Origin of the sequence: Streptomyces sp. NBC_01390 (assembly GCF_045040105.1) — a bacterium.
In the GTDB taxonomy this organism is placed as follows: domain Bacteria; phylum Actinomycetota; class Actinomycetes; order Streptomycetales; family Streptomycetaceae; genus Streptomyces.
In genome coordinates, this window is record NZ_CP109551.1 from 2,256,455 (window position 1) to 2,275,896 (window position 19,442).

The 19,442-nt window shown below is 65.0% G+C and carries 11 protein-coding genes and 3 rRNA genes; 4 read left to right on the top strand and 10 right to left on the bottom strand.

Annotation, left to right across the window (positions count from 1 at the left end; translation table 11 throughout):
* Positions 1-9: 9 nt before the first annotated feature.
* The 8 genes from OG241_RS10165 to OG241_RS10200 all read right to left on the bottom strand — a co-directional run bounded on the left by OG241_RS10165 (position 10) and on the right by OG241_RS10200 (position 10,746).
* Positions 10-906 carry a DUF881 domain-containing protein gene (locus tag OG241_RS10165; protein ID WP_405814889.1) on the bottom strand — a complete coding sequence of 299 codons (897 nt, stop codon included), beginning with the start codon at positions 904-906 and terminating at the stop codon, positions 10-12.
* A 5-nt stretch (positions 907-911) separates the two neighbouring features.
* A complete protein-coding gene (locus tag OG241_RS10170; RefSeq protein WP_006376801.1) occupies positions 912-1,244 on the bottom strand; it encodes a small basic family protein in 333 nt (110 codons plus the stop codon).
* Positions 1,241-2,077 carry a DUF881 domain-containing protein gene (locus OG241_RS10175; protein ID WP_405826118.1) on the bottom strand — a complete coding sequence of 279 codons (837 nt, stop codon included), beginning with the start codon at positions 2,075-2,077 and terminating at the stop codon, positions 1,241-1,243. Before OG241_RS10175 ends, OG241_RS10170 begins: the two co-directional genes overlap by 4 nt.
* 167 nt (positions 2,078-2,244) lie before the next feature.
* Positions 2,245-4,740 (bottom strand): sugar phosphate nucleotidyltransferase, encoded by a 2,496-nt coding sequence (locus OG241_RS10180; RefSeq protein ID WP_405814891.1) that lies wholly within the window; start codon positions 4,738-4,740, stop codon positions 2,245-2,247.
* A gap of 111 nt (positions 4,741-4,851) precedes the next feature.
* Positions 4,852-5,460, bottom strand: a complete 609-nt coding sequence (locus tag OG241_RS10185; protein ID WP_405814892.1) for a CDP-alcohol phosphatidyltransferase family protein — start codon at positions 5,458-5,460, stop codon at positions 4,852-4,854.
* Positions 5,461-5,569: 109 nt separating this feature from the next.
* A 5S ribosomal RNA gene (gene rrf, locus OG241_RS10190) occupies positions 5,570-5,686 on the bottom strand.
* Positions 5,687-5,782: 96 nt separating this feature from the next.
* A 23S ribosomal RNA gene (locus OG241_RS10195) occupies positions 5,783-8,906 on the bottom strand.
* A 313-nt stretch (positions 8,907-9,219) separates the two neighbouring features.
* Positions 9,220-10,746: ribosomal RNA gene (locus OG241_RS10200) — 16S ribosomal RNA — on the bottom strand.
* The 16S, 23S and 5S rRNA genes sit together here, the layout of an rRNA operon.
* Positions 10,747-11,319: 573 nt before the next feature.
* Between OG241_RS10200 and OG241_RS10205 the strand changes: the two genes are divergently transcribed.
* Complete coding sequence (locus OG241_RS10205) at positions 11,320-11,769, top strand: PTS glucose transporter subunit IIA (RefSeq protein WP_405814893.1); 450 nt, start codon at positions 11,320-11,322, stop codon at positions 11,767-11,769.
* Positions 11,770-11,846: 77 nt separating this feature from the next.
* Positions 11,847-13,517: a phosphoenolpyruvate--protein phosphotransferase gene (gene ptsP, locus OG241_RS10210; protein ID WP_405814894.1), complete on the top strand. Its 1,671-nt coding sequence runs from the start codon at positions 11,847-11,849 to the stop codon at positions 13,515-13,517.
* Positions 13,518-13,621: 104 nt separating this feature from the next.
* Here the strand turns inward: ptsP and OG241_RS10215 are convergent, their stop codons facing one another.
* Positions 13,622-14,515, bottom strand: coding sequence for a hypothetical protein (locus tag OG241_RS10215; RefSeq protein WP_405814895.1), 894 nt, complete (start codon positions 14,513-14,515; stop codon positions 13,622-13,624).
* Between the two features lie 201 nt (positions 14,516-14,716).
* On the opposite strand from OG241_RS10215, the gene OG241_RS10220 reads away from it, so the two are divergent.
* Positions 14,717-14,890 carry a hypothetical protein gene (locus OG241_RS10220; RefSeq protein ID WP_405814896.1) on the top strand — a complete coding sequence of 58 codons (174 nt, stop codon included), beginning with the start codon at positions 14,717-14,719 and terminating at the stop codon, positions 14,888-14,890.
* 20 nt (positions 14,891-14,910) lie between these two features.
* Here OG241_RS10220 and OG241_RS10225 read toward each other — a convergent pair whose 3' ends face one another.
* Positions 14,911-16,887 carry an acetoacetate--CoA ligase gene (locus tag OG241_RS10225; protein WP_405814897.1) on the bottom strand — a complete coding sequence of 659 codons (1,977 nt, stop codon included), beginning with the start codon at positions 16,885-16,887 and terminating at the stop codon, positions 14,911-14,913.
* Between the two features lie 181 nt (positions 16,888-17,068).
* Between OG241_RS10225 and OG241_RS10230 the strand changes: the two genes are divergently transcribed.
* Positions 17,069-19,438: a glycoside hydrolase family 31 protein gene (locus tag OG241_RS10230; RefSeq protein ID WP_405814898.1), complete on the top strand. Its 2,370-nt coding sequence runs from the start codon at positions 17,069-17,071 to the stop codon at positions 19,436-19,438.
* The last annotated feature ends 4 nt before the right edge of the window (positions 19,439-19,442 follow it).

Sequence of the window (19,442 nt, forward strand, 5' to 3'; positions counted from 1 at the left end):
ACCACCGGTTCACTCGGAGGACGACCGAGCGTAGTCAGGCTGCTTCGCGGCTCGCAAGGCGTCCACGACGATCTTGGCCGCCCGTTCCACGGTAGCGGTGGCCTGCTCCTTCTCCAGGGTCTGCACCACACCTCCGGGGATGTTGAGCGCCGGTTCGAGGTCCTGCGGCTTCCCGATGACCTTGAAACGATAGGGAGCGTCGATCTTGTTCCCGTCGACACTCACTCCCCCACCGTCCTCGTCCGCCAGAAAGGTCCCCGCGACAACCCGTACCCCGTTCACCTGGATCGCCTCGGCACCGGCGGCACGCAACTCCTGGATCGCGTCGAGCAGCATGTCGGCTTCGACCGTTCCCTTCGTGTCCTCGATGGTCAGCGTGATCCCGGGCCCCTGCGCGGCCACCGTGCCCGCGAGGATGCCCAGTTGCCGCTCCTTCTCAACCGTCTGTTTACGGGCCTCCTCAGCTTGGTCCGAGCTGTTCTCCAACTCGGCCCGCTGATCTTCGAGACCCTGCTTCTCGTCCTCAAGACGCTGCGTACGGTCATCCAGTTCATCGAGGATGCGCACGAGATCTTCCTGTCGCGCCCCGCGCAGCGCACCGTCGCTGTCACTGGTGGACGCGACCTGCACCGCAAGCCCGAATCCGAGCCCGAACAGCAACAGGGCGACGATAAGTTGCGCCCGGGTCACCCGTGGCGGCCACAGCCCCTTCACCAGCCGCTGACGGCCGGTCAGGGACGGGGCGGCGGTCTCCTCGTCGGCCGCCGCGTCCGCGGTGTGCGCGTCCGGAGCGTCCGCAGGAGTGGCAGAGATCTCCTCGGGCAGTTCCTCGCGCAATCGCCTCTCGCCCGCCCCTGGATCCTTGACGCCCGCGTCGTTCTTGTCGTTCTCGCCGTTGTCAGTCATCGGCGTCAGGCCCGGAACACGTGCCGACGGATCGCCGCGGCATTCGAGAAGATACGGATACCGAGGACCACGACGACACCGGTGGACAACTGGGCACCCACACCCAGCTTGTCGCCCAGGAAGACGATCAGCGCGGCCACGACGACGTTCGACAGGAACGACACCACGAAGACCTTGTCGACGAAGATGCCGTCGAGCATGGCCCGCAGACCGCCGAACACGGCGTCCAGGGCCGCGACGACAGCGATGGGTAGGTAAGGCTCGACAACCGCCGGCACCTCGGGCCGGACCAACAACCCAGCCACGACGCCCACGACGAGGCCCAGTACCGCGATCACGATGTGCCCTTCTCTGTTCTCGGCTGTGCTGTACGTACGATCACGCTCGGTGCGGCGGGCAGCCGGAGATCGCTCTCCACGGAGATGCCGGTCCGGATGTCGAAGTTCTCCTGCAGCGCGTGCAGATAGAGTCCGTCGGCGCTGTCCTGGAACCTGGTGCTCAATCGCTTCCCGTCCCCTACCGCGAGCACCGTGTACGGCGGCACCAGCGGCTTGTTGTCGACCAGTATCGCGTCTCCCGCGGCCCGGATCGCCGACAGCGCCGTCAGCCGCTGCCCGTTGATCGCGATGGCCTCGGCGCCGGACTGCCACAGCCCGTTCACGACCCGCTGCATGTCCCGGTCGCGCACCCGCCCGGTGTCGGAGAATCCGGAGGTCTCCCGGGCATCCCCACCAGCACCGGTACTCGCTTCCTTCGCGTCGTCCACGACCAGCTTGACGCCTGGCCCGTGCACCTCGGTCGCACCCGACAGGATGCCCACCAGATCGGCCTGTTCGCTGCCGCCCTCCGACTTCAGCGCCGCACGCTGACGCGCGCTCACGTTGTCGCGCAGTTGGTCGACCGCTTCCTCCAGCTTGTCGGCCGCATCGGTCTCGCGGTCGATGCGATCGATCAGTTCCTCGCGCTCCTTGGCGACTCCGGGCGCCGCGATCCGTGCCTGAGCCGCCCCCACGGTGACCACGAGAGCAGCCAGCACCAGGCCGGCGGCAAGGCCGAGCTTCGCCCTCAGTGGCCTCGCCAGACCGGCGTCACCCGTGGCCTTCCGACGCGCGGCAGCCTCGGCATACCCCTCGTCGAGGCTGTGGTCCATGACGTTGGTGAGCAGCGACATGGACGCGTCCGGACGGGAACGACTCGTGGGGATGCTCCGAACGGGGGGCTGCTGCGGCATGCCGCACATCGTCCCACGTCGCGACCAGTGCCTCCGAACGGCCCCACCGACGCGCCGGACAGGCCCCATTGGGGATTCCTGCCCGGCACGCGCGCGTGTACCTCGATTCAGCGACCGGCGCCGTCCACCACGGCGGACCACTCGTCGAGCAGCGCCTGGGCGGAAGCGTCGTCGGGTCCTTCGGCCCACAGATGCGTGACAGCCTCCGCCGGGTCGGGCAGCACCATCACCCACCGCCCGTCGGTCTCGACCACTCGCACCCCGTCAGTGGTGTCGACGAACCTCTCTCCGGCCTCCTCCACAACCCGCCGCATGACAAGTCCCTTGACGGCCCACGGAGTCGCCAGATCCCGTTTCAGGACGTGCGCCCGCGGAATCCTGGCATCGATCTGGCTGAGCGTGAGCTGCGTCCGCGCAACCAGTCCGATAAGCCGTACGAAGGCCGCCGAACCGTCGAACACGCTGCTGAACTCGGGCACGATGAACCCACCGCGCCCGTCTCCACCGAAGATGGTCGACTCGTCACGCCCGACCCGGGTGAGATCGTCGGGCGAGGTGGTGGTCCACTCGACCTGCGTACCGTGATAGGCGGCGACCTGCTCGGCGATGCGCGTCGTCGTCACCGGCAACGCCACCCGCCCACTGCGCCGTTCGGCAGCCACCAGATCGAGCATGACGAGCAGAGCTCGGTCATCCTCGATGATCCGCCCCTTCTCGTCGACGAGTGAAAGCCGCTCACCCACCGGATCGAAACGCACGCCGAATGCGGCTCCTGCCGACGCCACGATCTCTCCGAGCCGCACCATCCCGGACCGCCGCGTATCAGCAGTCTCCGTCGGCCTGGACTCGTCCAGGCCGGGATTGATGGTCAGCGAATCGACTCCGAGTTTCCCGAGCAGACTGGGCAGCACAAGTCCCGCACTGCCGTTGGACGCATCCACGACAACCTTGAGCCCGGCCTCCGCGATACCGGTCGTGTCCACATTCCGCAGCAACGACCCCGTGTACGAGTCGAAGACACTGGCCGGGAAATGCAGATCCCCGATCTCCCCCGGGAACGCCCGCCGATACTCCTGCCGCGCGAACACCCGGTCCAGCTTCCGCTGGCTTGCCTGCGAGAGGTCGGCCCCCTGCCCGTCGAAGAACATGATGTCGACGGAGTCAGGCACCCCGGGTGTAGTCCGGATCATGATCCCGCCGGCACTCCCCCGGGCGGTCTGCTGCCGCGCCACCGGCAGCGGTACGTTTTCCAGGTCTCGTACGTCGATGGCGCTGGCCTGCAAAGCGGAGATGACCGCCCGCTTCAGCGCGCGAGCACCGCGGGAGTGGTCGCGGGCAGTGGTGACGGTGGACCCCTTCTTCAAGGTGGTCGCATAGGCGCCGGCCAGCCGCACCGCCAACTCTGGCGTGATCTCCACATTCAGGATTCCGGACACCCCACGGGCACCAAAGAGATGTGCCTGCCCCCTCGACTCCCAGATCACCGAGGTGTTGACGAAGGCGCCGGCCTCGATCGTCTTGAACGGGTAAACGCGTACGTTCCCCTGAATGATCGATTCTTCACCGACGAGACACTCGTCGCCGATGACCGCTCCGTCCTCGATCCGCGCCGCGCGCATGATGTCGGTGTTCTTTCCGACCACGCAGCCGCGCAGATTGCTGTGCTGGCCGATGTACACGTTGTCGTGCACCACGGCCCGGTGCAGGAACGCTCCGCTCTTCACGACGACGTTCGAGCCGACAACGGTGTGTTCGCGAATTTCCACACCGGCCTCGACCTTGGCGTAGTCCCCGATGTAGAGGGGCCCGCGGAGCACGGCATCGGGGTGCACCTCGGCACCCTCCGCGACCCACACACCGGGGGACATCTCGAACCCGTCGAGTTCGACATCGACCTTGCCCTCAAGGACATCGGCCTGTGCCTTCACGTAGCTCTCGTGCGTACCGACGTCTTCCCAGTACCCCTCGGCGATGTAGCCGTAGACCAGCCGCCCTTCCTTCATCAGCTGAGGGAAGACATCACCGGACCAGTCGACGGAAGTATCGGCCTCGACATAGTCGAAGACCTCGGGTTCCATGACGTAGATGCCCGTGTTCACGGTGTCGGAGAAGACCTGACCCCAGGTCGGTTTCTCGAGGAAACGCTCGACCTTGCCTTCCTCGTCGACGATCGTGATACCGAATTCCAGTGGATTCGGCACTCTCGTCAAACAGACGGTGACGAGCGCACCTTTTTCCTTGTGGAAATTTATGAGCTCGGTGAGGTCGAAGTCGGTCAGGGCATCACCGGAGATGACGAGGAAAGTGTCGTCCTTCAACGCGTCTTCGGCGTTCTTGACGCTTCCGGCAGTACCGAGTGGCTTCTCCTCATTGGCATAGGAGAGCTCCATCCCGAGCTCTTCGCCGTCACCGAAGTAGTTCTTGACGAGCGATGCCAGGAACTGGACAGTAACGACTGTCTCGTTGAGCCCATGCCTTTTGAGCAGCCGCAGCACGTGCTCCATGATCGGCCGGTTGGCCACCGGCAGGAGCGGCTTGGGCATGCTTGAGGTCATTGGGCGAAGGCGTGTGCCTTCGCCTCCGGCCATCACGACGGCCTTCATGTCGGAAGCGTCCTCCTTGAAGAGACGGTCTAGCCGACTTCACCCGTCCTGATTGTCCCGCACATTTACGACGCGGGCCATCGAGCCACTACAGTCGCCCAATCGGCGAGCTCAATCGGCCATGGCGTCCGCACGGACCAGCCGGCGGACTTGTACCACGTAGAGGACTCCTGCCCACCAGTACAGGGTTGTACCCCATCCTGCGAACGCCCATCCGAAAATAGCAGCGAGTGACGAGATCCATCCACTTCCGTCACTGAGCAGAAGTAGGGGGAAGGCATACATCAGGTTGAAGGTAGCCGCCTTCCCCAGGAAGTTCACCTGCGGCGGCGGGTACCCATGACGCCTGAGGATGCCCACCATCACCAGCAGAACCAGCTCTCGCGCCAGCAGTGCAGCGGTCAACCAGATTGGCAGAATCTCGCGCCAGGTGAGCCCAACCAGAGTCGAGAGAATGTAGAGCCTGTCGGCGGCGGGATCGAGGAGCCGGCCAAGGCTGCTGATCTGGTTCCAGCGCCTCGCGAGCTTGCCGTCCAGATAGTCACTGATCCCGCTCAGCATCAGCACCAGGAGTGCCCAGCCGTCGCTCTGCGGACCACCGAACTCAGGCCGAAGGATCAGCCAGAGAAAGATGGGGACGCCGACGAGGCGCGCCATGCTGAGGATGTTCGGGATGGTGAGGACCCGGTCTGTCTGGACGCGGGTCTCCTGGACCTCCACCCGGGGGCCTCCTGAGGAAAATGAGCCAATGATGCCCCCTGACCTTACCTCAACGCAAAAAAGCTCCGGCTCTCGGGCGGTATGCCCAAGAGCCGGAGCTTTAAAAGGAGTTCGGCGGTGTCCTACTCTCCCACAGGGTCCCCCCTGCAGTACCATCGGCGCTGTGAGGCTTAGCTTCCGGGTTCGGAATGTAACCGGGCGTTTCCCTCACGCTATGACCACCGAAACACGGTGAAACACATATCAACCGCACCACCCCCCATAACCAACGGGGGTGGGGTTGTTCGTGGTTTCAGAACCAACACAGTGGACGCGAGCAACTGAGGACAAGCCCTCGGCCTATTAGTACCAGTCACCTCCACCCGTTACCGGGCTTCCAGATCTGGCCTATCAACCCAGTCGTCTACTGGGAGCCTTAACCCCTCAAAGGGGGTGGGAACACTCATCTCGAAGCAGGCTTCCCGCTTAGATGCTTTCAGCGGTTATCCCTCCCGAACGTAGCCAACCAGCCATGCCCTTGGCAGGACAACTGGCACACCAGAGGTTCGTCCGTCCCGGTCCTCTCGTACTAGGGACAGCCCTTCTCAATGTTCCTGCGCGCGCAGCGGATAGGGACCGAACTGTCTCACGACGTTCTAAACCCAGCTCGCGTACCGCTTTAATGGGCGAACAGCCCAACCCTTGGGACCGACTCCAGCCCCAGGATGCGACGAGCCGACATCGAGGTGCCAAACCATCCCGTCGATATGGACTCTTGGGGAAGATCAGCCTGTTATCCCCGGGGTACCTTTTATCCGTTGAGCGACGGCGCTTCCACAAGCCACCGCCGGATCACTAGTCCCGACTTTCGTCCCTGCTCGACCCGTCGGTCTCACAGTCAAGCTCCCTTGTGCACTTACACTCAACACCTGATTGCCAACCAGGCTGAGGGAACCTTTGGGCGCCTCCGTTACTCTTTAGGAGGCAACCGCCCCAGTTAAACTACCCATCAGACACTGTCCCTGATCCGGATCACGGACCCAGGTTAGACATCCAGCACGACCAGACTGGTATTTCAACGACGACTCCACAGACACTGGCGTGCCCACTTCACAGTCTCCCAGCTATCCTACACAAGCCGAACCGAACACCAATATCAAACTATAGTAAAGGTCCCGGGGTCTTTCCGTCCTGCTGCGCGAAACGAGCATCTTTACTCGTAGTGCAATTTCACCGGGCCTATGGTTGAGACAGTCGAGAAGTCGTTACGCCATTCGTGCAGGTCGGAACTTACCCGACAAGGAATTTCGCTACCTTAGGATGGTTATAGTTACCACCGCCGTTTACTGGCGCTTAAGTTCTCAGCTTCGCCACACCGAAATGTGACTAACCGGTCCCCTTAACGTTCCAGCACCGGGCAGGCGTCAGTCCGTATACATCGCCTTACGGCTTCGCACGGACCTGTGTTTTTAGTAAACAGTCGCTTCTCGCTGGTCTCTGCGGCCACCCCCAGCTCGGAAAGCAAGTTTCCTCACCGGTGATGGCCCCCCTTCTCCCGAAGTTACGGGGGCATTTTGCCGAGTTCCTTAACCATAGTTCACCCGAACGCCTCGGTATTCTCTACCTGACCACCTGAGTCGGTTTAGGGTACGGGCCGCCATGAAACTCGCTAGAGGCTTTTCTCGACAGCATAGGATCATCCACTTCACCACAATCGGCTCGGCATCAGGTCTCAGCCTTAATGTGCGACGGATTTGCCTATCGCACGGCCTACACCCTTACCCCGGGACAACCACCGCCCGGGATGGACTACCTTCCTGCGTCACCCCATCACTCACCTACTGCAGGTCTGGTCCGTCGGCTCCACCACTCCCCCTTGCCCGAAGGCTCCGGGGCGGCTTCACGGACTTAGCATCGCCTGGTTCAATGTTTGACGCTTCACAGCGGGTACCGGAATATCAACCGGTTATCCATCGACTACGCCTGTCGGCCTCGCCTTAGGTCCCGACTTACCCTGGGCAGATCAGCTTGACCCAGGAACCCTTAGTCAATCGGCGCACACGTTTCCCACGTGTGTATCGCTACTCATGCCTGCATTCTCACTCGTGAACCGTCCACCACTAGCTTCCGCTGCAGCTTCACCCGGCACACGACGCTCCCCTACCCATCCCAGCAGGCGTTGGCCCTATTGCTGGAATGACACGACTTCGGCGGTACGCTTGAGCCCCGCTACATTGTCGGCGCGGAATCACTAGACCAGTGAGCTATTACGCACTCTTTCAAGGGTGGCTGCTTCTAAGCCAACCTCCTGGTTGTCTGTGCGACTCCACATCCTTTCCCACTTAGCGTACGCTTAGGGGCCTTAGTCGATGCTCTGGGCTGTTTCCCTCTCGACCATGGAGCTTATCCCCCACAGTCTCACTGCCGTGCTCTCACTTACCGGCATTCGGAGTTTGGCTAAGGTCAGTAACCCGGTAGGGCCCATCGCCTATCCAGTGCTCTACCTCCGGCAAGAAACACACGACGCTGCACCTAAATGCATTTCGGGGAGAACCAGCTATCACGGAGTTTGATTGGCCTTTCACCCCTAACCACAGGTCATCCCCCAGGTTTTCAACCCTGGTGGGTTCGGTCCTCCACGAAGTCTTACCTCCGCTTCAACCTGCCCATGGCTAGATCACTCCGCTTCGGGTCTTGAGCGCGCTACTGAATCGCCCTATTCGGACTCGCTTTCGCTACGGCTTCCCCACACGGGTTAACCTCGCAACACACCGCAAACTCGCAGGCTCATTCTTCAAAAGGCACGCAGTCACGACGCATTGAGTAAACTCAATGCGCGACGCTCCCACGGCTTGTAGGCACACGGTTTCAGGTACTATTTCACTCCGCTCCCGCGGTACTTTTCACCATTCCCTCACGGTACTATCCGCTATCGGTCACCAGGGAATATTTAGGCTTAACGGGTGGTCCCGCCAGATTCACACGGGATTTCTCGGGCCCCGTGCTACTTGGGTGTCTCTCAAACGAGCCGTTGATGTTTCGACTACGGGGGTCTTACCCTCTACGCCGGACCTTTCGCATGTCCTTCGCCTACACCAACGGTTTCTGACTCGCCTCACAGCCGGCAGACTGTGAAAGAGAGATCCCACAACCCCGCACACGCAACCCCTGCCGGGTCTCACACGTATACGGTTTGGCCTCATCCGGTTTCGCTCGCCACTACTCCCGGAATCACGGTTGTTTTCTCTTCCTGCGGGTACTGAGATGTTTCACTTCCCCGCGTTCCCTCCACACACCCTATGTGTTCAGATGTGGGTGACAGCCCATGACGACTGCCGGGTTTCCCCATTCGGAAACCCCCGGATCAAAGCCTGGTTGACGACTCCCCGGGGACTATCGTGGCCTCCCACGTCCTTCATCGGTTCCTGGTGCCAAGGCATCCACCGTGCGCCCTTAAAAACTTGGCCACAGATGCTCGCGTCCACTGTGCAGTTCTCAAACAACGACCAACCACCCACCACCCCACCCACACGGGCGAGTTCACTGGGGCCGGCACTGAAGGCGACCGTTTCCGGCCGTACCCTCAGACACCCAACAGCGTGCCCGGCCCTCTCACCGCTTCCCTCAACGTTCCACGCCCCGAAGGACAGTACTGGAAGGAGAAGACAGTCAAGAGTGCCGAATAATCAACGTTCCACCCATGAGCAACCAGCATCGGACATGCGCCGATGTACTGGCCCTGGACCACCAAGCAAGCTTGGCGGCCTAGATGCTCCTTAGAAAGGAGGTGATCCAGCCGCACCTTCCGGTACGGCTACCTTGTTACGACTTCGTCCCAATCGCCAGTCCCACCTTCGACAGCTCCCTCCCCGTAAGGGGTTGGGCCACCGGCTTCGGGTGTTACCGACTTTCGTGACGTGACGGGCGGTGTGTACAAGGCCCGGGAACGTATTCACCGCAGCAATGCTGATCTGCGATTACTAGCAACTCCGACTTCATGGGGTCGAGTTGCAGACCCCAATCCGAACTGAGACCGGCTTTTTGAGATTCGCTCCGCCTCACGGCATCGCAGCTCATTGTACCGGCCATTGTAGCACGTGTGCAGCCCAAGACATAAGGGGCATGATGACTTGACGTCGTCCCCACCTTCCTCCGAGTTGACCCCGGCAGTCTCCTGTGAGTCCCCATCACCCCGAAGGGCATGCTGGCAACACAGAACAAGGGTTGCGCTCGTTGCGGGACTTAACCCAACATCTCACGACACGAGCTGACGACAGCCATGCACCACCTGTACACCGACCACAAGGGGGCACCCATCTCTGGATGTTTCCGGTGTATGTCAAGCCTTGGTAAGGTTCTTCGCGTTGCGTCGAATTAAGCCACATGCTCCGCTGCTTGTGCGGGCCCCCGTCAATTCCTTTGAGTTTTAGCCTTGCGGCCGTACTCCCCAGGCGGGGAACTTAATGCGTTAGCTGCGGCACCGACGACGTGGAATGTCGCCAACACCTAGTTCCCACCGTTTACGGCGTGGACTACCAGGGTATCTAATCCTGTTCGCTCCCCACGCTTTCGCTCCTCAGCGTCAGTAATGGCCCAGAGATCCGCCTTCGCCACCGGTGTTCCTCCTGATATCTGCGCATTTCACCGCTACACCAGGAATTCCGATCTCCCCTACCACACTCTAGTCTGCCCGTATCGAATGCAGACCCGGGGTTAAGCCCCGGGCTTTCACATCCGACGCGACAGACCGCCTACGAGCTCTTTACGCCCAATAATTCCGGACAACGCTTGCGCCCTACGTATTACCGCGGCTGCTGGCACGTAGTTAGCCGGCGCTTCTTCTGCAGGTACCGTCACTTTCGCTTCTTCCCTGCTGAAAGAGGTTTACAACCCGAAGGCCGTCATCCCTCACGCGGCGTCGCTGCATCAGGCTTTCGCCCATTGTGCAATATTCCCCACTGCTGCCTCCCGTAGGAGTCTGGGCCGTGTCTCAGTCCCAGTGTGGCCGGTCGCCCTCTCAGGCCGGCTACCCGTCGTCGCCTTGGTGAGCCACTACCTCACCAACAAGCTGATAGGCCGCGGGCTCATCCTGCACCGCCGGAGCTTTGAACCCACCCCCATGCGAGGGAAGGTATTATCCGGTATTAGACCCCGTTTCCAGGGCTTGTCCCAGAGTGCAGGGCAGATTGCCCACGTGTTACTCACCCGTTCGCCACTAATCCACCCCGAAAGGCTTCATCGTTCGACTTGCATGTGTTAAGCACGCCGCCAGCGTTCGTCCTGAGCCAGGATCAAACTCTCCGTGAATGTTTACCGGATATCCGGTGCACACACACGAGAGCGGAACAGTCAAGCGGAATAAGCCCGACCGTTCACAGCGTCCTCGCTGTGTTTGTGTTACTTCAAAGGAACCTCGAACTCACAGAACATTCCGTGAGCCGGGGTATCAACAAATCTGGCGTTGATTTTTGGCACGCTGTTGAGTTCTCAAGGAACGGACGCTTCCTTCGTACTCACCCAAGAAACATTCTTGGACTTTCCTCTGGGCGCTTCCCTTCGGTGTTCCAAACTCTATCAGCGTTTTTCCGTCTCCCTGACCACCGTTCAGCAGGCATGCGGAACGAGATCCTGGAGGGGATCTGACAAAGTTGGATGCTGCCGGGCGAGGACATTTGATCTCGTCACTCGGCCTCAAGCAGGAGTGCAACAGTACACGGGCGTTCGGAGCAGGCGCAAATCGATTCCGCGGTGAGCCAGGGACGCCAACCGACGTCTCTCACACGGAACCGGCACTTCATATGACATACGCTGCTCAACAGTGTGCCGTCCGGGACAGGCAGCGACGGCCGGTAATGAATCTCCACCCCCGGGAGGCTTCCCTTGACCAGCGTGACGTCCCCTCTAGCAGGGCGTGCCATCGGACTGGCCGCCGTGCCGGACCCCGTCTTCTCCGGAGCCATGGTCGGCCCCGGCACCGCGATCGACCCCGTACGTGAGCCCTCGGAGGCCGTCGCCCCCGTCACCGGAGTCATCGTCTCGCTCCACCCGCATGCTTTCGTGGTCGTTGACGACGAGGGACACGGCGTACTCACTCACCTCGGTATCGACACCGTGCAGCTCAATGGCGAGGGCTTCGAGTTGCTTGTGAACAAGGGCGACACCGTGACACGTGGTCAGAGCGTGGTGCGCTGGAACCCGGCCGCCGTGGAAGCTGCGGGCAAGTCCCCGGTGTGCCCGATCGTGGCACTCGAAGCCACGGCTGATTCCCTCTCCGGTCTCATTGAAGACGGCGCCGTGAAGGCCGGGGACGCCCTCTTCGGTTGGCAGTGACGTCAGCGCCGTTCCATGACGGCGAGCAGGAAGACCACCGCGGTGGCGGGACCCGCCGCACTATCGGAGACGGTGAGATGGAGACAACGCTGCGAGGCGTCGGCGTGAGCCACGGGGTGGCGATCGGCGAGGTTCGACACATGGGGACGGCGGTACTCGAACCGCCTGCCAAGCAGATTCCGGCGGAGGATGCGGAACGCGAACAAGGACGTGCGCGCCAGGCCGTTGACGCTGTAGCGGCGGACCTCAACGCGCGCGGCAATCTGGCGGGCGGCGAGGCCCAGGCGGTGCTCGAGGCGCAGGCCATGATGGCCCAGGATCCCGAGCTCATGGCGGATGTGGACCGGCGAATCGCGGTCGGCAGTACGGCCGAGCGGGGTGTGTACGACGCGTTCGCCGCATACCGTGCTTTGCTGGCGGGTGCCGGCGAGTACCTGGCTGGTCGCGTGGCCGATCTTGACGACGTGCGGAATCGTATCGTCGCCCGGCTGCTTGGGGTTCCCATGCCCGGTGTCCCCGACAGCGACGAGCCGTACGTCCTCATCGCTCGTGACCTCGCTCCCGCCGACACCGCGCTGCTGGACCCGACTCTGGTACTCGGCTTCGTCACCGAGGAGGGCGGGCCGACCAGCCACAGCGCGATCCTGGCCAGGGCCCTGGGGGTTCCCGCCGTGGTGGCGTTGCCCGGTGCGGGTGAACTCGCCGAGGGCACCGTGATCGCGGTGGACGGCAGCACGGGTGAGATCTTCGTGGAACCCAGTGAAGAACGGAAAGCGCAGTTGCGGGCGGCAGCGGCCCAGCGCAAGGCGGCGCTGGCAGCCTCGTCCGGGCCGGGCTCCACCTCCGACGGCCACATGGTGCCGCTGCTGGCGAATGTCGGAGGTCCTGCGGACGTGCCGGCTGCCATCGAGGCCGGGGCCGAGGGTGTCGGTCTCTTCCGTACCGAGTTCCTTTTCCTGGACGACAGCAAGAACGCGCCGTCCGAGGCGAAGCAGGTCGAGGCGTACCGGCAGGTTCTTGAGGCTTTTCCCGAGGGGCGCGTTGTCGTACGCGTGCTCGACGCGGGCGCGGACAAGCCACTTGACTTTCTGACACCGGCCGACGAGCCGAATCCGGCTCTTGGTGTGCGCGGTCTTCGGACCTTGCTCGATCACCCCGATGTGCTGCAGACACAGCTGACGGCACTCGCCAAAGCCGCGGAGGGGCTGCCTGTCCACCTTGAGGTCATGGCCCCCATGGTCGCGGACCGCGCCGACGCCAAGGCGTTCGCGGACGCGTGCCGTGCGGCCGGGCTGCGGGCGAAGTTCGGCGCCATGGTGGAGATTCCGTCCGCCGCTCTGCGGGCGCGCTCGGTCCTGCAGGAGGTCGAGTTCCTTTCCCTGGGAACCAACGACCTCGCGCAGTACACCTTCGCCGCGGACCGTCAGGTGGGTGCCGTTTCTCGCTTGCAGGATCCGTGGCAGCCCGCCCTGCTCGACCTCGTCGCGCTGTCCGCCGAGGCGGCCAGGGCCGAGGGCAAGAGCTGTGGTGTCTGTGGTGAGGCAGCGGCGGATCCGTTGCTCGCGTGTGTACTGATCGGTCTGGGTGTCACCTCTCTTTCCATGGGTGCGGCTTCGATTCCTTACGTACGGGCGTCGCTGGCCAAGTACACGCTCGCTCAGTGTGAGCGGGCCGCCGCAGCGGCCCGCGCTGTGGACAGCGCCGACGAGGCTCGCGATGCCGCTCAGGCGGTGCTGTCAGGCGAGTAGGTAGCCGGTCTGCCCGCCTGTTCGATCAGGCGGGCCCAGTCCAGACCGTTCGTCGGGCGAGGGGCGTTCCACTTGGCGTGGGGCGCCCCTCGCCCGTTCTCGTTTCAGTGAGCGTGTCCCGTCGTGGGCTCCCCTTCTGCGAGGTCGGGGGGTGTGCAGTAGTCGACGTCCGGTTCCGGGGAGATGAGGTCGCCCGATTCGGCGTCGGTGCAGTAGGCGTCGAAGACCTCGCCGGCGGTCAGCGGCTCGACGCCGTTGGCGCGGAGGCGCCAGCCGTAGATGCGGTCGCAGTCGCCGGGGGCTGTGGTGCGCATGACGAGGCCGCCGGGGCTCTGCGTGGCGAGTCCGAGCGCCAGGACCGTCGTGAATTCGAGGGCTTCGGCCTCGTCGAGTTCCGCGGCGCCCTCGCTGTCGTCGTCGGCGTGAAGGACGGCGATCAGTGTTTCGACCGGCGTCGTGACACTGCAGACGAGATGCCTGTTTCCTTGTGGAGCAGTGTCGATGATGCGGACGAGGAGGCTCGAAGCGCGGGCGAAGGCCGCGCGCCCGATGTCCTCACCGCAGGACGCGCAGGCGCCGATACGTGCCAGGAGTGTGGCGGCGTACTCCCAGGTCGCCTGTCGGACGGCCTCGTCGACCAGGTCCGGGAGCAGTTCGGCGAGAGGTCGGCCGTCGTACGGAACGGTCGGGCCCGTGGTCGCGAGTTCCGCTGTGAAGCGGGTGCGGCTGGCCGGGGCGTCCGGGTCGAGGCCGGTGGCGGTGCAGAATTCGGCGTACTCCTCCGGATCGAAGAGCGCGACGGTGGTGTGGTTGCCCTGGGCGGCGAGGCTCCTCAGGAGAGCCTCCACCTCCCGGAGGTAGGCCGTGTGGTTGTCGAAGGTGAAGGTGCGGTAGCGCCGCATCGCCCGGAAGTCGTGCTCGTCGGTGAGCAGGCCGATGGTGCCCGCGATTTCTCGGCGCAGCGCGCGCCGCGTGGTTGTTTGCCCGGTGTTCGCCATGGTTCCCCCTGTGCGCTGTCGATCAATGCTCACTCACAGTAACCGGAGGCACTGACAAAGCCCTTCGAGTCAGGCGGTCGCGGACGACGCGGTGTTGGATCACGCAGGTCACAGCGATGCCGGCACCAAAAGTGGTCCAACCGAGAGGGCCGGCGCGATCGCCGCCGTTACGGTCAGTGGTCCGATGCTGCGCTGGACCGCTTGCGCGAGTCCGTTGACACCGAGGTACGCGCCCTGGGTGACGCCGGTCGGCGCGCTGCCGGTGTGGGCGATACAGAGGGGCAGGCCGACTTTTACGACCGCGTCGTCGAGGAGGAGCTGGCCTCGGACTGCGCCGCTGTACTGGTCGAGTCCGAGGCCGCCTACGGCGGTTGACCGCTGTTGCCGTGAGCTGGTCAGGCGCGTTTGCGGGCCAGCTCCTCGTAGAAGTGCAGCAGGTCGAGGTTGTCGATGGAGCCGGGGTTGACCGCCTTCTCCAGGGGGCTTCCCTGGAGAAGGCGCTTGACCGGAACCTCGATGCGTTTGCCGGTGAGGGTGTGTGGAACGCCCGGGACCTCGATGACCTCGTCGGGGACATGGCGCGGGGAGAGCTGTTCACGGATGGTCTGTTTGATGCGGGTCAGCAGGGCCTCGTCGAGGACGGCTCCGGGCGCGAGGTGGACGAAGAGGGGCATCCAGTAGCCGCCGTCGGGTTGTTCGACGCCGATGACGAGGGATTCCTTGATCTCGGGCAGCCGTTCGACGGCTTCGTAGATGTCGGCCGACCCCATCCGTACGCCCTGACGGTTGAGTGTGGAGTCGGAACGGCCGTGGATGACCACGGAGCCTCGCGAGGTGAGCGTGATCCAGTCGCCGTGGCGCCACACTCCGGGATAGGTGTCGAAGTAGCTGTCGTGGTAGCGGCTGCCGTCGGGGTCGTTCCAGAAGTGGATGGGCATGGACGGCATCGGGTTGGTGACCACCAGTTCGCCGACCTCGTCCACGAGGGGGTTTCCGCTCGGGTCCCAGGACTGGAGGTCGGTGCCCAGGCCAGGCGCCTGGAGTTCACCGATGTGCACCGGGAGCGTCGGCACGGCTCCTGCGAAGCAGGAGCACACGTCCGTGCCGCCGCTGACGGAGGCGATCCACAGGGCCTCCCCGTCCTTCGCGAACTCGTCGTGCAGCCAGCGGAATCCGTCGGGGGGCAGGGGCGATCCGGTGGTGGCGACACACTGCACCTTGGAGAGGTCGAAATCCCGGGCCGGGTGCACGCCGGCCTTGCGGCAGGCCATGACGTACGCGGCCGAGGTGCCGAAGAGGGTCGCCCCCGTCCGTTCGGCGATCCGCCACTGCGCGCCCGTGTCGGGATAGCCGGGGCTGCCGTCGTAGAGGACGATCGTGGTGCCTGTCAGGAGGCCGGAGACGAGGAAGTTCCACATCATCCAGCCGGTGGACGTGTACCAGAAGAAGCGGTCCTCGGGCCCGAGGTCGCAGTGCAGGCCGAGTTGTTTGAGGTGTTCGACGAGGATGCCGCCCTGGGACTGGACGATCGCCTTGGGGAGGCCGGTCGTGCCCGAGGAGTAGAGCACCCACAGGGGGTGGTCGAAGGCGACCTGGTCGTAGACGGGTGCCACATCCGCAGAGGTGAGGGCGGACCATTCCAGGGCGCCTTGGGGAGGCTCGGCGCCCAGCAGCGGGATGTGGATGACGGCGCGCAGGGTGGGAAGTTCGCGGCGGAGTTCGGCGACCGTGTCACGGCGGTCGTGCTCCTTGCCGCCGTATCGGTAGCCGTCGACGGTGAACAGCACGACCGGTTCAACCTGCTGGAAGCGGTCGAGGACGCTGCGGGCTCCGAAGTCGGGGGCGCAGGACGTCCATACGCCGCCCACGGCGGCCGTGGCGAGCAGGGCGACCACGGCTTGGGGAACGTTCGGGAGGTAGCCGCTCACGCGGTCTCCCGGGCGCACTCCGAGTGCACGGAGTTCGGCGGCGAGGGAACCGACCTGGCGGCGCAGTTCGGACCAGGTAACCGGGCGTGGTTCGTGGGTCTCGTCGACGTGCAGGAGGGCAGGCTCGTCCGCGCGGGTGTCGGCTGCACGCAGGGCGTGCTCGGCGTAGTTGAGTGTCGCGCCGGGAAACCATTCCGCGCCGGGCATCGTGCGATCGCCGAGCACGCGCGCGTAGGGCGTCGAGAAGCGCACGTCGAACCACTCGGTGACTGCTTGCCAGAACGTGTCGAGCCGGTCCACTGACCAACGGTGCAGTGCTGGGTAGCCGCCGTCGGCGGGGGCCCCGTGGTGCTCGGCCGCCCAGGCCTGGAACCCGGTGATCCGGGCCCGGGCGATGCGTTCTCGGTCGGGCTGCCAGAGGGGCGCGGGGTTCGTGGTGGACATGGGGCGGCTCCCGGACTGTGCGCGTGACTCGGCTGACACGGACCATGCCATCTGATCGACTCCGGCACCAGGGTGCGCCGCGCGGGGACCGTGTCGTGAAGATGAAGATGTGGTCCCTACCGGGGTGAACGGCTGCTGAACAGCGCGTCCATCGGGGGAAGTCAGTGGCAGGCTGAGCAGCATGGAAGGTCGTGACCTGGTGCGTTCGGTGAAGGCGGTCGGTTCGGCGGGGGCTGCCCACGGGCTGCGCACCGTTCGGGCCGCCTGGCGCAGAAGGCGTGCCGACGCCGCCGGGCTGTCGCCGCGGGGCGCCGAGCGCGCGCGGGTGCCCGGGCCCGTACGGGAGGTGGAGCCGGGGCCGGGTGGCGGTGTCATCCGGTTCGCGAGGTCCGAGCTGCGGATCATGGTCGCCGTCAACGGGGCGGTCTTCTGGGGCTGGGACGGGGCCGGTCCCGAGCCGTCGTACGCACTCGCCGACCGCTGCCCGGAGCCGGATCCCCGCGCCTCGCTGGAGCCGGACACGGAGGGTGGCTGGCGGGTCGTGGCCGAGCGGGTGACGGTCGTGGTCTCCCGGCACGGGGCGGTGGAAGTGCTGACCCCCGGAGGGGTGAGCCTGCGACGGGAACTTCCGCCTCGGTGGTGGGATCCCGTGGGCGGCGGTCCGAGCCGCTGGACGCAACGCTCCGAAGTGGCCGCGGACGCACGGTTCTACGGGCTCGGCGGGCGCGCCTCGGGGCCCCGGTTGCGCGAGGGAACGTACCGCCTGTGGAACAGGGATCCCGGTCGTGCCTTCCGTCCTGACGAGGATCCGCTGTACATCACCATGCCGGTGCAGTTGTTGGTGGCGGACGCGTCGACCCATCTGGTGTTCCATGACACCACCTGGGACGCCACGGTGACGCTGCGGGAGGGTGAGGAAGGGGCGGGTTCGGGACACGACCGGACCGGGACGTGCGAACTGCGGTCGGACGGCGGGCCGCTGCGCTGCTGGATGATGGTGGGCACCCCCGCGCGCGTGCTGCACACCTGGGCCACCCTCACTGGGGCGCCCGCGCTGCCCCCCGCGTGGGCTCTGGGCCACCATCACGCGTACCGGGGCGTCGGCGGTGAGCAGGAGGTGCGGCGGATCGTCGCGGGCTGTCAGGAGCACGAGCTGCCGCTCGACGCCGTTCATCTCGGCATCGGCCACTTCGACGAGCACCAGGTGTTCACGGTCGACCAGGAGCAGTTTCCCAAGCTGCCGGCCCTCGCCGAGGATCTGCGGCGCGACGGCATACGGCTGGTGTCGGTCGTCGACCCGGCGGTCAGGGCCGAGCCGAGCAACGCGGTGTACGACAGCGGGAGCGCGGAGGACGTTTTCGTACAGGACGCGTCGGCGCAGCTGGTGCGGGGAGTCGGGTGGCCCGGTGAGTCGGTCTATCCCGATTTCACGCATGCGCGCGTGCGTGCCTGGTGGGGCCGGATGTACGAGGAGCGGCTCGGGCAGGGGTTCGCCGGTTTCTGGCACGACATGAACGAGCCGACGTCTTTCACCGCGTTCGGAGAGTCGACCCTGCCCCGCTCGGCCCGCCACGCGTTGGAGGGACGCGGCGGCGACCATCGTGAGGCGCACAATGTGTACGCCCTGTGCATGGCCCAAGCGGCCTACGAAGGACTCCGCGAACTCGCCCCCGAGGAGCGGCCGTTCATATTCTCCCGCTCCGGGTGGGCGGGTATGCAGCGCTACGGCGGAGCGTGGTCGGGAGGCGCTGGGACGGGCTGGCCGGGGCTGCGCTCGTCACTGTCCCTGGTCATGGGCCTCGGGCTGTGCGGGGTGCCCCACTCGGGATCCGATGTGGGCGGTTTCGACGGGAGTCCGTCGCCTGAGCTGTATCTGCGGTGGCTGCAACTGGGCGCCTACCTGCCGCTGTTCCGTACGCGCACGGGTCTGCGGGCGGGATGCGGGGCGCCCTGGGAGTTCGGTGCGGACGTCCTCGCCCACGCGCGTGAGGCACTCGGCGAACGCCGGCGCCTGCTGCCGTATTTCATGACGCTGGCGCATCTGGCGCGCCGCACGGGGGCGCCCTATGTGCGGCCGTTGTGGTGGGGGGCGCCCGAGGACCGTGCTCTGCGGGACTGCGAGGACGCCTTCCTGCTGGGTGACTGTCTTCTGGTGGCGCCGGTCCTCGCCCCGGGCGCCGACCGGCGTGCGGTGCGGCTGCCGCGCGGGCGCTGGTACGACACGGTGACGGAGCAGGCGTACGAGGGGCCCTGTCAGGTGCTGGTCGACACCCCCTTGTCGCGGATCCCGGTTCTCGCGCGCGCGGGCGCCGTCGTGCCCGTACGGGGCGACGACGGCCGTCTGGAGTTGGAGGCGTGGGCGCCCGCGCGGGGGCGTACCGGAGGCGGGCTGGTGGTGCCGGACGCGGGTGAGGGGTGGGAGGAGTCGGAGATCGAGCGGTACGTCACACGCTGGGAGGGAGGACGGGTGGTCGTCGAGCGGGAGGGGGAGGACGGCGTGAACGAGCAGCCGCCCCACCCCGTGCGGGTACGAGGGCTCCAGGGGCTCTGAGCGG

Coding starts and splice junctions, on each gene's coding strand:
- OG241_RS10225 (WP_405814897.1), bottom strand. CDS start 16,887: ATGTCCACCACGAACCCCGCGCCCCTCTGGCAGCCCGACCGAGAACGC.
- OG241_RS10180 (WP_405814891.1), bottom strand. CDS start 4,740: ATGAAGGCCGTCGTGATGGCCGGAGGCGAAGGCACACGCCTTCGCCCA.
- ptsP (WP_405814894.1), top strand. CDS start 11,847: ATGGAGACAACGCTGCGAGGCGTCGGCGTGAGCCACGGGGTGGCGATC.
- OG241_RS10175 (WP_405826118.1), bottom strand. CDS start 2,077: ATGTCGCTGCTCACCAACGTCATGGACCACAGCCTCGACGAGGGGTAT.
- OG241_RS10215 (WP_405814895.1), bottom strand. CDS start 14,515: ATGGCGAACACCGGGCAAACAACCACGCGGCGCGCGCTGCGCCGAGAA.
- OG241_RS10165 (WP_405814889.1), bottom strand. CDS start 906: ATGACTGACAACGGCGAGAACGACAAGAACGACGCGGGCGTCAAGGAT.
- OG241_RS10230 (WP_405814898.1), top strand. CDS start 17,069: ATGGAAGGTCGTGACCTGGTGCGTTCGGTGAAGGCGGTCGGTTCGGCG.